Genomic DNA, 15,458 nt, shown 5'->3' with positions numbered 1-15,458 from the left:
TCAAGTGCAATTGTAGCGAAAGTAATTGTTGATTTAAGAAGAACAGGTAATAAAGAAACAGAGCTAATATTAGGGATCATTATGTTTGATGATATCTTTTTAGCAGTATATTTATCTGTCGTTTCAGGCTTAGTACTCGGAGGTGCGACTTCATTTGTAGGAGCTCTGATATCTGTTTTAATTGCATTAGGATACATGTTGCTATTCTTTGTGATTGCAAGAACAGCTACGCCGTTCTTGAATAAAGTGCTGGATATTTCGTCTAATGAAATCTTTATTATCGTAATATTCGCTATTTTATTCTTCGTCGCTGGATTCTCAGAAACAATCCATGTTGCTGAGGCGATTGGTGCTTTATTATTAGGACTTGTCTTTTCTGAAACAGAGCATAGTGACCGCATTGAGCATCTTGTCGTTCCGTTTCGTGATTTCTTTGGAGCTATATTCTTCTTCAGCTTCGGTTTAAGTATAGATCCTTTTTCGTTAGGTGGAGCTGTTTGGCTAACTTTAGGAGCGGTTTTGATAACGATTATCGGTAACTTTACAGCTGGTATGATTGCTGGTCGTAAAGCCGGGTTATCACATAAGGCTTCTACGAATATCGGGTTAACTCTTGTATCACGCGGAGAATTCTCCATTATTGTCGCTAATATTGGAATAGCTGGTGGCTTAATGGCAACAATTAAACCATTTTCAGCTTTATATGTTTTAATATTGGCATCGTTAGGACCTTTACTAACGAAGGAATCTGCGAGAATATATTCTCTATTGGACAAAATATTTAAATGGAGCTCTAAAGAAAGTGCAAAACGGAAAAAAGAAGTTAGATGATTTTTGTAAGGGAACGATTCCAGTGTTATAGAAGTTTTTCAAAAAACCTTAAATTGGGTAGGTTGCTCATTCTTAAATGGATACTAAAGGAAGTTGCCAAAAATGATTATATAAAGTAAAATCCTGTATTAAAAGTGTTATTTTAATACGGGATTTTTATTTGGGGTTAAAACGATATTTTGATATAGATTGTAATGTGAACGAGAGAGGGTGATTCAATTGGCTAAAAGACTAAGACGATTGAAAAACGTTTCAGTGATCTGGTCGCTTCTAAGTTAAAAAACAATTTAGAAGCGAGGAATCATGATATGGAAAATCAAAAAATATTGAATCGATCATTTATTTGTTTATTTCTTAGTAATTTTTTTATATTTATCGGGTTTGAGATGATACTCCCTGTTTTGCCAGCCTACTTAATAAGTATGAATACATCTTCTGCTCAAGTAGGTTTAGTAACAACGTTATTTACGATAGGTGCCGTATTCATTAGACCATTAGTAGGATACTATTTAATCGATAATAAAGGGAAAAGCTTGGCGATTGGTGCAAGTGTAGCTTTACTAAGCATTACATGTATATATCCGTTTCTTAATATGGTATGGCTGTTTTTATTTGTACGGATTTTTCATGGTGCTGCATGGGGCGTATCAACAACTGCTAACAGTACAATGGCTGTGGAGTTAATTCCTAAGGCGCGATTAGGAGAAGGAATGGGATATTTTTCTGTTTCTACAACAGTCGGAGCTATTATTGCGTCAAGTATAGGGATTTTTATTTACAATACTTTTTCTTTTGAGATTTTAATTTTGTCGTCAGTAACGCTTAGTTTACTAGCAACTATTATGCTTTTATTTGTTCATGCTCCTACTCCTGTAAAACGTGAGAAACAACCATTTCGCTTTTTTGAGATGATTTTCGAAAAAGAAGTATGGTTTCAAGCGTTACTAGCAGTTATTACAACACTCGGTTTTGGAGCGATTCTCACTTTTTTAGTTCTTTTTGGAAAACAAAAAGGATTAGATCACATCTTTCTATTCTTCTTAGTTAATGCAATTGTTTCCACTTTACTACGTCCGTTTACGGGAAAATGGTACGATAAAAAAGGGCCTTGGTCGATTATTATCGTCTCAGCAATATTAGGATTTCTATCGTTTGTTATGTTATCTTATGCGACAAATAATTTATATCTTATTATTGCAGCGATTTTATTTGGAGCAGGTTACGGAACGGTTATGCCTTGTTTACAAACGTGGGCGGTGCAAAAGGTTAGCGCAGAAAAAAGCGGAGCGGCAAATGCAACCTTCTTTTCAAGTTTTGATGTTGGCGTTGGGGTTAGTGCATTTGTATTAGGAATTGTAGCGAAATGGGTAAGTTTAGAGATGATCTTCCGGATTGTTAGTATAAGTTTTATTTTTGTAGCTGTTTTGGTTTATATAGATTATGTAAAAGAAAAGAAAAAGCGTTAAAAAGAAATCCGTCTCTCTACGCAGAGGCGGGTTTTGTTGTAGGTACTATTATCTGAATTTCACCAACTATTAATCAGTTGCCTTCCTATATAAAAACGACTACAATTTTACTGTTATATAAGAACGAAAAACAACAGAATAGGAGGGGGAACTATGCCAAAGAAAGTATGGCTATTAGTAGCTGGGATGATTATTAATGTCACGGGTGCTTCTTTTTTATGGCCTTTTAATACAATTTATTTACATGATCATTTAGGAAAGTCTCTATCTGTAGCCGGAATGGTGTTGATGATTAACTCGTTAACAGGAGTAATCGGAAATTTACTCGGCGGTGTTTTATTTGATAAGTGGGGTGGATATAAGTCAATTTTAGTTGGAATTGTGATTACACTATTATCAATATTAGGCCTTGTATTCTTCCATGGGTGGCCATTTTATGTGGTATGGCTTGCGTTAATCGGATTCGGTTCTGGAATGGTCTTTCCATCGATGTATGCGATGGTGGGTACGGTTTGGCCAGAGGGCGGAAGAAGAGCGTTTAATGCGATGTACGTTGGGCAAAACGTTGGGATTGCTGTTGGTACAGCGTGCGGTGGTTTAGTTGCTTCTTATCGTTTTGATTATATTTTCTTAGCAAACTTTATTTTATACTTTATTTTCTTCTTAATTGCTTTTATTGGATTCCGCGGTATGGAAGACAAAAAAGAACAAAGTGTACAAACAAAGGTCGAAACGAAAAAAGGTTGGTCACTTACACCAGGGTTCAAGGCGCTTCTTATCGTATGTGTAGCATATGCTTTATGCTGGGTTACATATGTACAATGGCAAGGCGCGATTGCGACACATATGCAGGAATTAAATATTAGCCTTCGTCATTACAGCTTATTATGGACGATAAACGGAGCGATGATTGTTTGTGCGCAGCCACTTGTAAGTATGATTATTCGCGCAATGAAGCGTTCTTTAAAGCAACAAATTATGATCGGAATCGGTATTTTTGCAGTGTCATTTATCGTGCTTAGTCAAGCACAGCAATTTACAATGTTCCTCGTTGCAATGGTGACATTAACAATTGGTGAGTTATTCGTATGGCCAGCTGTTCCAACGATTGCAAACATTCTTGCGCCAAATGATAAGCTCGGTTTTTATCAAGGTGTTGTAAATAGTGCAGCGACTGTTGGGAAAATGTTTGGACCAGTTGTTGGTGGAGCGATTGTTGACTTATACAATATGGAAGTATTGTTTATCGCAATCATGGTAATGCTTGTAGTAGCGTTTATCGCAACGCGTATGTATGATAAACGAGTAAAGGTCGAAGAAACAGTAGAAGAAAAAATTGCAGTTTAGTTTGACGGAACATGTAACTTGTTTTAGAATATATTTAAATTAACTCATATGTAATAACAGTGAGAAGGAGTAGTAGTAATAGAAACTGGTTTAGAGAATTGACGGTTGGTGCAAGTCAATCCACGTTTCGTTATGAACTCGCCTTTGAGTTGCAGTTGTGAACCAAAGTAGCAATTGCCGTTCATCCACGTTACGGATCTAAGCGAATGTATATATGGATGCTTGTTTAGCGATCTTTACCGGACGTTATAAACATCTTTTATTACATTAATTTAGGGTGGTACCGCGGGAATCTACAACCTCTCGTCCCTTTCTAGGGATGAGAGGTTTTTTGTATTTTAGGCGGTGAAAATAAATACAATTTGAATGGAGGATATCTCATGAGCTTTAATCATCAAGAAATTGAGAAGAAGTGGCAAGTGTATTGGGAAGAGAATAAAACATTCCGCACGCCAGATGAGACAGAAAAACCAAAATTTTATGCACTAGATATGTTCCCATATCCATCAGGTGCAGGATTGCATGTAGGACATCCAGAAGGGTATACAGCAACGGATATTTTATCTCGTATGAAACGTATGCAAGGATATAACGTTCTTCATCCAATGGGATGGGATGCATTTGGTCTTCCAGCAGAGCAATATGCACTTGATACTGGAAACAGCCCAGCTGAATTTACAGAGAAAAATATTAACACGTTCCGTAATCAAATTAAGTCACTAGGTTTCTCTTACGATTGGGATCGTGAAGTAAATACAACAGATCCAAACTACTATAAGTGGACGCAATGGATTTTCTTAAAACTATTTGAAAAAGGTTTAGCTTACGTTGATGAAGTACCTGTAAACTGGTGCCCAGCACTTGGTACAGTACTTGCGAATGAAGAAGTAATCGACGGCAAGAGTGAGCGCGGTGGACATCCTGTTGAACGTCGTCCGATGAAACAGTGGATGTTAAAAATCACAGCTTACGGAGATCGTCTATTAGAAGATCTAGAAGATCTTGATTGGCCAGAAAGCTTAAAAGACATGCAGCGCAACTGGATTGGTCGTTCTGAAGGTGCAGAAGTACACTTCAATATTGATGGTACAGACGAAAAATTCACAGTTTTCACAACGCGCCCTGATACATTATTTGGTGCAACATACTGTGTACTTGCTCCAGAGCATGCACTTGTTGCAGAAATTACAACTGCAGAGCAAAAAGAAGCTGTAGAAGCTTACATTAATTCTGTAAAAATGAAGAGTGATCTAGAGCGTACAGAACTTGCGAAAGAGAAAACTGGTGTATTCACTGGTGCTTACGCAGTTAACCCAGTAAATGGTGAGAAATTACCAATCTGGATCGCTGATTACGTTCTTGCGACTTACGGAACAGGTGCTGTAATGGCAGTTCCAGCTCACGATGAGCGTGATTATGAATTCGCATCAGTATTCAACCTTCCGATGAAGGAAGTTGTAAAAGGCGGAGACATTACGAAAGAAGTGTACACAGGTGATGGTGCACACGTAAACTCAGCGTTTCTTGATGGATTAAATAAAGAAGAAGCAATTGCAAAAATGATTGAATGGCTTGAGGTAACAAGCGCAGGAAATCAAAAAGTAACGTACCGTCTACGTGATTGGTTATTTAGCCGTCAACGTTACTGGGGTGAGCCAATTCCAGTTATCCATTGGGAAGATGGCACAATGACAGCTGTGAAAGAAGAAGAATTACCATTAGTTCTTCCGAAAACAGATAACATTCGTCCATCTGGAACAGGTGAATCACCACTTGCAAACATTGAAGAATGGGTAAATGTTGTTGATCCTGAAACTGGTAAAAAAGGTCGTCGTGAAACAAATACAATGCCACAATGGGCTGGTAGCTGCTGGTACTACCTACGCTACATTGATCCAAACAACAGCGAAGCACTTGTAGATCCTGAAAAAGTAAAACAATGGCTTCCAGTTGACATTTATATCGGCGGAGCAGAGCACGCTGTACTTCACTTACTATATGCTCGTTTCTGGCATAAAGTATTATATGATATTGGTGTAGTTCCAACGAAAGAGCCGTTCCAACAACTATTTAACCAAGGTATGATCTTAGGTGAAAACAACGAGAAAATGAGTAAATCAAAAGGTAACGTTGTAAACCCTGATGACATCGTAGCAAGCCATGGGGCAGATACACTTCGTCTATACGAAATGTTCATGGGACCATTAGATGCTTCAATCGCTTGGTCTGAAAATGGTCTTGACGGAGCTCGTCGTTTCCTAGACCGCGTATGGCGTCTATTTGTTCAAGATAACGGTGAATTAAGTGAAAAAATTACTGATGCACCAAATAAAGAGCTTGAAAAAGCTTACCACCAAACAGTGAAGAAAGTAACAGAAGACTATGCAGAGCTTCGCTTTAATACAGCGATTTCTCAAATGATGGTATTCATCAACGATGCATACAAAGCTGAAACACTTCCGAAAGAATATGTAGAAGGTTTCGTAAAAATGATTGCGCCAGTTGCACCTCACATCGGGGAAGAACTTTGGAGCAAACTTGGATACAATGAAACAATCACATATGCAAGCTGGCCAACATTTGATGAGTCTAAACTTGTAGAAGATGAAGTTGAAATCGTTGTTCAAGTTATGGGTAAAGTTCGTGCAAAACTAACAATGAAAAAAGACGCATCAAAAGAAGAAATGGAACAACTTGCTATCCAAGCAGTTAAAGAACAAATTGAAGGGAAAACAGTACGTAAAGTAATTGTTGTTCCTGGAAAACTTGTTAATATCGTTGCAAACTAATACGAAAGAGCAGTCCTCATGAGAGGGCTGCTCTTTTTTTGAGGCAATTGAAAAAAGAGCGGGATTCAGGCATAGACAAACACCTATTCTTCCATGTGAAATATGATAAAAAAGGTAGGCTAAATTGTGAAGAAGAGGTGAAAGAAATGAAAGGGATGGGCAATAATGCACCGCACGGTTTTATGCCAGGTAAGACGGATGGTTATGCACAGATGATGCAAATGGGAGGACATGGGCAACAAGGATATGGTGGCATGCATGGATGGGCGGAGGACCAGGAGGATCTCCTACATCTGTAGCGGGTATGCAAACAGGAATGCCAACATTTGTAGGCGGAGTTCCCGTAGGAGCACCAACCACCTTTCCTACACCTGTGGGGACACAACCAGGATTTGGTAGTATTGCTCCTGTTTTTGTAGGCGGAGTAGGTACGTCTCCTCAAATGATACATGGTCACCACTATCACCCTGGTCACCATCACCATCACGGTCACCACCAGCACCACAATCAACATCATCCACAACATCAAATATGGTATGGTGGGGCGGGAAGTGCAGGAAGTGTTACGGGAACAGCAGGAACAGCAGGAACAGCAGGAGCAAGCAGGACACATTGGTCATTAATGGGATAAAAGAACATATTAAAAAATTCTCTTGGAAGCAAGGTGATTTTTTATTTTGGGAATAGTAAGTAGTAGAGGGGGTGTACATATGGGAAAAGGCAGAAGTAATAATGCTGGTAAAAAGCAACCGAATTTCGATGATTCATCTAATTTCGCTAAACAAAGCCAACCGGTAGAGAAAAAGAAAAAATAAGCAAAAAGGAGCTATCTGTACAGAAAGATAGCTCCTTTTCATCATATACCGGCGCTTTTAGAGTATATCGACTGCTCGATAAAATAAGACACAAAAATAGAAGTAACCGAGCTATTTATTTCCCTACTTTTGCTAATGCTTCTTGACGTTGGCGCTCAATTTCAGCACGTAATTGTGGTTCTGGTGCTTGCCAGCCTTCTGGTTTTAAAATTTTTCCATCGCCTTCACGGAAGCGTGGTTTTCCATCTGGGAATAGTTTTGCCATATTGGCATTGTTTACAATTTCAAAGCCTTTATCAGGACGAACTCCCATTTCTGCAAATGTTCCAAATGCGAAATAAATAAGGTCAATTAATGCATCGTATTGATCTTCTACGGTACTTGCCTCTAAAAATTCTTCTAATTCTTCTTGCATAAAGCTTGCACGAATTTTTGCACGCTCTTCCGTCAATTTTGTTGGTACATCTGTAACAGGATGTCCAAATACTTCGTGCATTTTTGCAACAAGTTCATATCCTTTATCTAAACCCTTTTCGTTTGTCATGTTGTTTCATCCTTTCTCGTTTTGTGCCGAGTTTCATTGTAACATAAATAGGGAGGAACATCTTATTCATAAGATGTTCCTCCCTATTCCTCTTTCTTTATTAAAAATGACAAAACAAGATCAATCCCAAACATCCCCACAAGTAGCATGGGTACGACAACAAGTAAATAACGCACAAATGAAACATTTTTTAAGTATGTATGAGCAAATAAAAAGACGCCGAGAAACAGAATACCATTTAAAATAGGTTTTACTAACTTTTTAGACATAAGCTCCCCCGTAAATATCTTTTTTCTCTCTGTAAGTAATTTAAAAACTCCTCTCTCCGTTGTACCATGCCGGAGAGAGGAGTTCAATCATAATCTTACATTTTGAGAAAGCAATATTTCACATTATTCGATTACACCTGAGTTTGTAATATCAACTTTATACTTTACTGTAACGGGAACATCTTTATACATTTTTTTCCATTCATCTAATTTGAACGGTCGATAGTGTTGTCTATATTTAGCTCCAAGTCCAAGTGGATCAACATCTAGAGATTTAAATTTTTTAATCAGTTTTGCAGCTTTGGCATCTAGTTGTTTTTCCACTTCTTTTGCTATTTTTTGTGTGTTCTTTTTATTATCTAGATTTATTTGTTTTGAAAGTTCTAAAATGCGTGCATCCATTTTTATTTTAATTAGAAAGGAAGGTTTTCCATCTTTTATATTTACAATGTATGTTGGTTTGGAACGTATATTATTAATCATTACATACCCATCATTACTTTTAAATTCGTGTGAGTCCAATCGGTGCTTTTCTAATAATCCTTTAAAAATAAACATATCTTGTTGATCAATTTTTCCGATATATTTATCTTTCTTGAAAAGAGCGATACCAGTAATTTTGATTTTATCTTTGCTTTTTTTGAGAACAGGAATAAAGTAGTCTTGGCCATCTCGATAATATCGGAATGCTCCTAAATATAGGTTATCAGTTGGTACAGGACCAGTTTTCATGCTATGCTCCAACAGTTTCTTTATATAAATCGCTACATTAGCGGAAGTTGTATATTTTCCTGTTAATAGCTCAAGGCCATTCCCTTCTAATAATCCAACATATAATGAGTTCCCGATCGTTACATCGCGAAGCAATGTATCAAAGGTAGTAGATAATCCTTTTTTTGCAATTTTTGTAGTAAATAGAGCAATACGCATTTGTCCGCTTACAAATGGTTGAGAAGACTCTAAAGAAGTATCAGATTTTACCTGTTTAACAGCATTACCGATTCCTTCAAAGACTTGTACTTTATTCCCTTTTTGCTGTACCGGACAAACAAAAGTTACTTTTACTTTATCATCTTTTGCTGAATCAAAAACAGCACCTTGAATTAAATGTACGTCATCAATGATATTTTTTTGTAAGCAGCCAGTTAGACTGAGCAGACAAATACAAAAAAGGAGCATTAGTTTTTTCTTGATTTTTTCCATCTTCTTTTCACCCACACAATAAGAAATAAGATTGGGATATACACATAGATAAGCCAAAGGCTAACTTTTGAAGAATGACTAATGAAATCGTTAATATCATGCCTGTTTGTTAAAAGTTGCGACACAATAATTGTAATGAACATGAAAGAAAGTAAAACATATTTTTGCTTCACATGAAAAATTTCGTGCGTTCCCCTTGTAGCAGCCCACAAAGGAAGAAGAAAACTCGTAATAATGACAAGAGCATAGCCTGAGATTGCAATATACTCTAAACGTTCGATAAAAGGTAATTTAATAACTTGTGTCATCGCCAACTGAGACCAAATCGTTTTTAATAATTGTTTTTCACTAAAAAAAGCGAATGCTAACACCGTACTAAATAAATACAAAATGTTAGAAAATAAAGCTCCGTATTGTGCATATTTATGAGATTTTTCAGGACTTTTCACAAATGGGTAGATCATAAGAAGAATTTCAAAGCCTGTCATACTATAAATTGATAATTGAGATGCTTGTAGAATATTTCCGAAAGAATGAGAAAAAATTGGAAGCAAATTTTCCCAATGTGCGTATTTCAACATAAAACAGCTAAGGAAAATATAACCGAGAGTCCCGCCGACAGAAATTACACAGATACCAGTAATGACGCGGAATCCTGATGAAATGATGTAATAACTTAATAAGCAAAAAAAGATTGTTAGCATCCAAGTAGAAGCGGTAGGAAACATCCACACCTGAATAATCTCAACATACGTTCGGACAACAGATATACTTACAAGAAGAAAATAAAGCATGAATACAATGTTAATAGCATTACCAAACCATTTTCCAAAGGTTTGCTGATGAAGGTCTATTATGTTTCCTTCTGTATTCTTTAATAAGTAATATATCATCCAAACGAGAAGATGAATGATCATGCCAGTTATAAGAACGCCTATCCACCCATCGTATCCAGCCGCCTTCGCGATAATTCGGGCAAATCCGAGAACGCCAGCACCGAATTGTGCACTATGAACTAAAAAGAAAACAAAGATAGGAGATATTTGATATTTTGTTTTGACTTTACTCATATATGCACCTCGCTTTTTTATTCATCAAAATCAGATGTATGTTTTGTTGAAATCCCATTTGCTGATTTTTTTACGTGTTGTGGCCTTGCTTGAATATCTCTTGTATCAATCATAGATAACGGAAATCGAATCCAAGAGTCTTTTAATGCTTGTTGCCTTGCTGGATAAAAGAGCGCGTATGGTTTTCGTAAAGAAGACAGCCTGAATAGATGTGTAAATAAAAAGATAAATCCAAGTGAAATGCCTAATAGCCCACCTAATTCTGCAAATAAAAGGAATGGAAATCGTAGTAAACGAATTGCATTTCCCATTTTGTAAATTGGCGTGATAAAGGAAGCTAACGCAGATAATGCAACAATGATTAATAAAATATTACTTGTGAGACCTGCTTCTACTGATGCTTGTCCAATTACAATACCGCCTACAATACCGAGTGTTTGTCCTACTTTCATTGGAAGTCTAGCTCCAGCTTCCCTCAGCAAATCAATAGCAAGTTCTAAAAAGAGAGCTTCTATTAAGGGAGGAAATGGAACCTGTGCTCTTGATAAAATTAATGTTTCGAGTAGATCGCTCGGAATTAATTCGTAATGGTAACTTAAAATGGCAACATATAGAGGTGTTGCGCAGATAGAAAATAAAACAGCGATGAGACGTAAAAATCTTGAGAACGTAGCGTATAGCCAAGATACGTTATAATCCTCTGGCGAAACAAAAAAATCAAAGTATGAAACAGGAGTAAGTAAGACGCTTGGTGAACCATCCGTAAAAATAGCAATTTTTCCATCGATTAGTGCCGTTGTTACTCGGTCCGTACGCTCTGTATTAATAAATAGCGGGAAAATAGATTTTTCTCCCATCAATTCTTGGATATAGGAGCTGTCGTTAATTTGATCGTATTCAATTGCACGAAGTGATTCTTCTAAATAATCCACACTGTCTTTTTCAGCAAGATTCTCTAAATACATGATGACAACTTTTGTTTTAGAGAATGTTCCAATGATAACTTCCTTTGTTTGTAGTGCTAACACTGGAAGGCGTTTACGTACTAAGTTAATATTGGTATCAATATCTTCTACAAATCCCTCTTGTGGACCAATAACTGTCGATTCATTTAATGGAATAGATGGCGCCCGATAATTATCAATTGTAATATTTGCTAAGATACACTTTTGATCTTGTTTATGTAACTGTACGATAGCGTGTCCTTTTAAAACCATATCCTCAATTTTTTGGAGATCATTTGTAATTGTAATTCCGCTCATTGGAATATGTTCTTTTAATTCTTCTAATGTAGAGCAGGTACGCTCTAGTAAAGCAGGCATTAAATATTTTTGCAGCTTTTCTCCATCAAGTGATGGACGATAATAGGAGATCCAGTATGGCATTGTTTCATCATCTGACGTATGATAACTAACAAAATCACTAGATGCTTTTAGGTTTTCTAATAAATCTTGCAGAGAGTGAATTTTTTCTTTCTCAGGTTTACTGAAATCATAAATGCTATTGATATTATTACTTTGTGCATGAGTGTCTTGTTTAGTAATTTGAGTAGCTTGATGTTGTTTGTTTTGTATGTGCTCCTGTTGTTTAGCAGTTTGAGCAACTTGATGTTGCTTGTTTTGTGTTTGTGTTTGTATATCTTGTTTAGCAACTTGATGTTGTTTGCTTTGTGTATGCGTGTCTCGTTTAGCAGCTTGATGTTGCTTGTTTTGTGTTTGTATATCTTGTTTAGCAGCTTGATGTTGCCTGCTTTGTATTTGCGCGTCTTGTTTAGTCGTTTGAGTAGCTTGATGTTGTTTATTTTGTATTTGAGTGTCTTGTTTAGCAGTTTGAGCAGCTTGGTGTTGCTTTCCTTGTGTTTGCTCCTCTTTTTCAGTAGTTTGATGTTGCTCTTCTAAGCCTGTTTTATTTGATTTTTTTTCCTTTCTAAACCATTTCCATATCATAAGTAGTCCCTCTTTAATTTATGTAAGATAATGTTAGTTTGTGGTTTATTTTGTATATTATGCACATGTTTAAGGGGGGAACGAAAATCCTTTTTGTTAAAAGAAGGGTTTCTTTTGGAAACGTATAATTGTTTTGATAAACGGAATCGATTTGTTATGGAAGATTGATACATAATGACGTATTTACAATGGAGGGGAAATTTATGCTACAAGTGAAAAAGGAAAGCTTTCATTTGAAAGAATTCACATTTGAAAATGGCAGAAAGCTTCCTGTTCAGATTGGATATGAAACGTACGGTAAGTTAAATAAAGAAAAATCAAATGTGATTTTAGTCTGTCATTATTTTAGTGCAACGAGCCATGCGGCAGGAAAATATACGGAACAAGATCTCATTCCTGGTTGGTGGGATGGACTGATTGGGCCGGGGAAAGCAATTGATACAGACCACTATTTTGTCATATGTACCGACAACATTTGTAATGTGCAAGTGAAAAATCCTTATGTGATTACAACAGGTCCAAAGTCGATTAATCCAATAACAGGATTCGAATATGGAATGGAATTTCCGGTATTTACATTTTTAGATGTAGCACGTGTGCAATACGAATTAGTGAAGGCAATGGGAATTACAAGACTGCATGCTGTCATAGGCCCATCAGCTGGTGGAATGATTGCGCAGCAGTGGGCTGTTCATTATTCGCATATGATAGAAAGAATGATTGGTGTCATTACAAACCCGCAAAATCCGGTTGTGACATCGGTGAATGTATTGCAAAATGCGATTGAAGCTATTCAATTAGATCCAAATTGGAATGGTGGAAATTATGGAGAAGAACAACCAACGAAAGGGTTACATTTGGCTGGTAAGATGATGTTTATAAATGCATTTGATGCTCATTATTATGAAACGACATTTCCGCGTAATAGCATAGAAACCGCAGATTATGAGAGTTTTGCAGTGCAGACATCATTTGAACAAAATATAGATACATTAACACTTCAAAACATCGCTTTTGTTGATGCAAATTCATGGATGTATACAGCAAAAGCAACATTATTACATGATATTGCACGCGGTTTTTCTTCTTTAGAAGAAGCAATTTCACAAATAGAGGCAGATGTGCTTATGATTCCATGCAAACAAGACTTACTGCAACCTGCTCGCTATAATTATAAAATGGTCGAGATGCTTCAGAAACAAGGAAAGTATGCAGAAGTTTATGAGATTGAAAGTATAAATGGCCATATGGCCGGTGTATTAGATGTTCATTTATTTGAAAAGAAAGTGAATGAGTTTTTGAAGAGAAGGGTTTCTGTAAATTGAAAATGCATAAAAACCAACTCTTTTTTAGTTAGAAGAGGTCAGTGCCTTTTTGAGCCCCATGCCAAGTGAAACCAAAAGGAGAAAGCGAGTGCAAGCTTTCTTTTGTTCTTCAATATATAACAAGGTGTGAAAAAAGTGCGAGCGGTTAAGCAAGCACCTTTTTAGAAAATTTTTAAACGGAAGACGTATGTAGCAATACATATTCCAAGACAAGCTATACTAAGTAATAAATAAATGAATGATCGCTCTTGAGAAGATGGTGTAGGTTTTCTTTTATTAAATATACCAAGTGAAATGATAGCGAGAATTAAAAAAATGAGACCTATAATGAAAAGAAAAAGTGTCATGTCGATCGACTCCTTTCGTAAAACAAGTATATTGAGGATACAATGTAAAAGCTGGATTTGTAAATAGATTCATTTACAATTGTGTTGAAAAAAATAAAAATATGAGAAGCTTCGATTCTTTGCGTTCGTACTTTTGCATGCTAAAATTGGTGATGGATAGATTGCTAAAAAATGATTGCTTAAAGTTTTATTGTATATAAGGAGGAATTGTGAAGATGACTGAAGTAAAAACAATTACAACAGAAGAAGTACAAAAGCGTTTAGAAAATGGAGAAACGTTATTTTTAGTAGATGTACGTGAAGATGAGGAAGTAGCACAAGGGAAAATTCCAGAAGCTGTACATATTAAAATGGGGGATATCCCGAACAAAGTAGATTTCTTTGATAAAGAAAATGAATATATTTTTATTTGTAGATCAGGAATGCGCAGTGAAAATGTATGCCATTATTTAAATGAGCAAGGCTTTAAAACTGTGAATATGATCGGCGGTATGCTGCAATATGAAGGTGAAATTCAATAATTCATTCTAAAAACTTGAAACGTGTTTGTTTCAAGTTTTTTTCTTTTGCATACAGTGTACAAAGAAATCAATTTCTTAAAGGGGAGGACTTATGAGCGCATTTCTTCGTAAAATAAAAATTATAAATAATCGAGGAGCGGTAAATGTAGGCGATTGTTATAGTATCGAACCATTTGCTGTAGCGAAAATATATGCTGGATCTGGTGGCTCTAGTGTTGCTACTTTCTTGAATGGGAAACGCATGCCAGCAGAGGTACCAAGGGGGACTGTATTTATTCCTCCGTTAGAAACGAGTGAATTAACATTAGGTTCGTAAAGGAAGGTTGATTGGTAATGCCGGCAAATATTAAAGAATTTGTGATTGTAAATAACTATGGAAATTTATTTACAGGAGATAATTTAAAGGATGCTTCATTTACCGCATCAAAGACATATAGTGGAGCATCCGGACCAACTTGTATTGATGTTGTTACAGTAATTGGAACAACAACGAAGCTTTGTTTACAGCCAGGGGATACGGTAACAACAACATATACGAGAGGGACACCAGCAGGAACTGATACAAATAATGGTCCAAGTGTGAGCCAAGTTGGTACTATGCAAGCTGTTCCGAATACAGATGATTTTGATTCAGCGCCAGGTTTATAGGAAAACCTCCTGCCAAAAGCAGGGGGTTTTTCACATACTTATAACATATCATCGTTTTCTTCTGCTTCGTTTACAAGGAAAACAGGATAACGACATGAGAGGATACTCGCAACGATTTTTAGATATTGCGCAAATTTGTTTTGATGTTAAGCAACAAGTAGAATCCGTTGTGTTAAAAATGGGAAATACAATTGGTGAAAACTACTACTTTGTAATATGAAAGGTAGACGAGACAGACAAGGTACCTCGTCCACATCATTTTTGACAAAGAAGTTATTGTTATAATCGGATAATTTTTTAGAGAAATCATTCAATAGATAAAGAATAGGATGGCCTA

At 36.4% G+C, this 15,458-nt stretch carries 14 protein-coding genes, 1 pseudogene and 1 other annotated feature; of the genes and pseudogenes, 10 read left to right on the top strand and 5 right to left on the bottom strand.

Annotated elements, in window-relative coordinates:
* The 5 genes and pseudogenes from KFD70_RS23915 to KFD70_RS23895 all read left to right on the top strand — a co-directional run.
* A partial coding sequence (locus KFD70_RS23915; RefSeq protein WP_431613436.1) for a cation:proton antiporter occupies nucleotides 1-831 on the top strand: 831 nt, incomplete at its 5' end.
* A gap of 308 nt (nucleotides 832-1,139) precedes the next feature.
* Nucleotides 1,140-2,297 (top strand): MFS transporter, encoded by a 1,158-nt coding sequence (locus KFD70_RS23910; protein WP_336450480.1) that lies wholly within the window; start codon nucleotides 1,140-1,142, stop codon nucleotides 2,295-2,297.
* Between the two features lie 153 nt (nucleotides 2,298-2,450).
* Entirely contained in the window at nucleotides 2,451-3,644 is a 1,194-nt protein-coding gene (locus KFD70_RS23905) for an MDR family MFS transporter (protein ID WP_336450479.1), read from the top strand.
* Nucleotides 3,645-3,694: 50 nt separating this feature from the next.
* Nucleotides 3,695-3,958, top strand: a binding site (T-box leader).
* A gap of 66 nt (nucleotides 3,959-4,024) precedes the next feature.
* Nucleotides 4,025-6,433 carry a leucine--tRNA ligase gene (gene leuS, locus KFD70_RS23900; protein WP_336450478.1) on the top strand — a complete coding sequence of 803 codons (2,409 nt, stop codon included), beginning with the start codon at nucleotides 4,025-4,027 and terminating at the stop codon, nucleotides 6,431-6,433.
* A 146-nt stretch (nucleotides 6,434-6,579) separates the two neighbouring features.
* A pseudogene (locus KFD70_RS23895) lies at nucleotides 6,580-6,962 on the top strand (vrrB protein); the annotation flags it as partial.
* 401 nt (nucleotides 6,963-7,363) lie between these two features.
* Here KFD70_RS23895 and KFD70_RS23890 read toward each other — a convergent pair.
* The 5 genes from KFD70_RS23890 to KFD70_RS23870 all read right to left on the bottom strand — a co-directional run bounded on the left by KFD70_RS23890 (nucleotide 7,364) and on the right by KFD70_RS23870 (nucleotide 12,280).
* Nucleotides 7,364-7,792 carry a pyrophosphohydrolase domain-containing protein gene (locus KFD70_RS23890; RefSeq protein WP_336450477.1) on the bottom strand — a complete coding sequence of 143 codons (429 nt, stop codon included), beginning with the start codon at nucleotides 7,790-7,792 and terminating at the stop codon, nucleotides 7,364-7,366.
* Nucleotides 7,793-7,875: 83 nt separating this feature from the next.
* Nucleotides 7,876-8,061, bottom strand: a complete 186-nt coding sequence (locus KFD70_RS23885) for a hypothetical protein (protein ID WP_336450476.1) — start codon at nucleotides 8,059-8,061, stop codon at nucleotides 7,876-7,878.
* Between the two features lie 123 nt (nucleotides 8,062-8,184).
* Entirely contained in the window at nucleotides 8,185-9,264 is a 1,080-nt protein-coding gene (locus KFD70_RS23880; RefSeq protein ID WP_336450475.1) for a Ger(x)C family spore germination protein, read from the bottom strand.
* Nucleotides 9,240-10,334 carry a spore germination protein gene (locus tag KFD70_RS23875; protein ID WP_336450474.1) on the bottom strand — a complete coding sequence of 365 codons (1,095 nt, stop codon included), beginning with the start codon at nucleotides 10,332-10,334 and terminating at the stop codon, nucleotides 9,240-9,242. Before KFD70_RS23875 ends, KFD70_RS23880 begins: the two co-directional genes overlap by 25 nt.
* 17 nt (nucleotides 10,335-10,351) lie before the next feature.
* Nucleotides 10,352-12,280 carry a spore germination protein gene (locus KFD70_RS23870; protein WP_336450473.1) on the bottom strand — a complete coding sequence of 643 codons (1,929 nt, stop codon included), beginning with the start codon at nucleotides 12,278-12,280 and terminating at the stop codon, nucleotides 10,352-10,354.
* A 203-nt stretch (nucleotides 12,281-12,483) separates the two neighbouring features.
* On the opposite strand from KFD70_RS23870, the gene KFD70_RS23865 reads away from it, so the two are divergent.
* The 5 genes from KFD70_RS23865 to KFD70_RS23845 all read left to right on the top strand — a co-directional run bounded on the left by KFD70_RS23865 (nucleotide 12,484) and on the right by KFD70_RS23845 (nucleotide 15,341).
* Nucleotides 12,484-13,605 (top strand): homoserine O-acetyltransferase family protein, encoded by a 1,122-nt coding sequence (locus KFD70_RS23865; RefSeq protein ID WP_336450472.1) that lies wholly within the window; start codon nucleotides 12,484-12,486, stop codon nucleotides 13,603-13,605.
* A gap of 562 nt (nucleotides 13,606-14,167) precedes the next feature.
* On the top strand, nucleotides 14,168-14,473 hold the full coding sequence (locus KFD70_RS23860; protein ID WP_336450470.1) for a rhodanese-like domain-containing protein: 306 nt from the start codon (nucleotides 14,168-14,170) through the stop codon (nucleotides 14,471-14,473).
* Between the two features lie 91 nt (nucleotides 14,474-14,564).
* Nucleotides 14,565-14,789, top strand: coding sequence for a spore germination protein (locus KFD70_RS23855; protein WP_336450469.1), 225 nt, complete (start codon nucleotides 14,565-14,567; stop codon nucleotides 14,787-14,789).
* 17 nt (nucleotides 14,790-14,806) lie between these two features.
* Complete coding sequence (locus tag KFD70_RS23850; RefSeq protein WP_336450468.1) at nucleotides 14,807-15,121, top strand: hypothetical protein; 315 nt, start codon at nucleotides 14,807-14,809, stop codon at nucleotides 15,119-15,121.
* A 94-nt stretch (nucleotides 15,122-15,215) separates the two neighbouring features.
* Entirely contained in the window at nucleotides 15,216-15,341 is a 126-nt protein-coding gene (locus KFD70_RS23845) for a hypothetical protein (protein WP_336450467.1), read from the top strand.
* Nucleotides 15,342-15,458: the final 117 nt, after the last annotated feature.

Source organism: Bacillus pfraonensis (genome assembly GCF_050768835.1).
Classification (GTDB): Bacteria; Bacillota; Bacilli; order Bacillales; family Bacillaceae_G; genus Bacillus_A; species Bacillus_A pfraonensis.
Note: the sequence above shows the minus strand (reverse complement) of the source record. Positions and strands in the feature narration are given on the sequence as shown.

Bases quoted from the DNA above. Each gene is read 5' to 3' on its own strand.
- KFD70_RS23910 (WP_336450480.1), top strand. From the start codon at position 1,140: ATGGAAAATCAAAAAATATTGAATCGATCATTTATTTGTTTATTTCTT.
- KFD70_RS23905 (WP_336450479.1), top strand. From the start codon at position 2,451: ATGCCAAAGAAAGTATGGCTATTAGTAGCTGGGATGATTATTAATGTC.
- leuS (WP_336450478.1), top strand. From the start codon at position 4,025: ATGAGCTTTAATCATCAAGAAATTGAGAAGAAGTGGCAAGTGTATTGG.
- KFD70_RS23890 (WP_336450477.1), bottom strand. From the start codon at position 7,792: ATGACAAACGAAAAGGGTTTAGATAAAGGATATGAACTTGTTGCAAAA.
- KFD70_RS23885 (WP_336450476.1), bottom strand. From the start codon at position 8,061: ATGTCTAAAAAGTTAGTAAAACCTATTTTAAATGGTATTCTGTTTCTC.
- KFD70_RS23880 (WP_336450475.1), bottom strand. From the start codon at position 9,264: ATGGAAAAAATCAAGAAAAAACTAATGCTCCTTTTTTGTATTTGTCTG.
- KFD70_RS23875 (WP_336450474.1), bottom strand. From the start codon at position 10,334: ATGAGTAAAGTCAAAACAAAATATCAAATATCTCCTATCTTTGTTTTC.
- KFD70_RS23870 (WP_336450473.1), bottom strand. From the start codon at position 12,280: ATGATATGGAAATGGTTTAGAAAGGAAAAAAAATCAAATAAAACAGGC.
- KFD70_RS23865 (WP_336450472.1), top strand. From the start codon at position 12,484: ATGCTACAAGTGAAAAAGGAAAGCTTTCATTTGAAAGAATTCACATTT.
- KFD70_RS23860 (WP_336450470.1), top strand. From the start codon at position 14,168: ATGACTGAAGTAAAAACAATTACAACAGAAGAAGTACAAAAGCGTTTA.
- KFD70_RS23855 (WP_336450469.1), top strand. From the start codon at position 14,565: ATGAGCGCATTTCTTCGTAAAATAAAAATTATAAATAATCGAGGAGCG.
- KFD70_RS23850 (WP_336450468.1), top strand. From the start codon at position 14,807: ATGCCGGCAAATATTAAAGAATTTGTGATTGTAAATAACTATGGAAAT.
- KFD70_RS23845 (WP_336450467.1), top strand. From the start codon at position 15,216: ATGAGAGGATACTCGCAACGATTTTTAGATATTGCGCAAATTTGTTTT.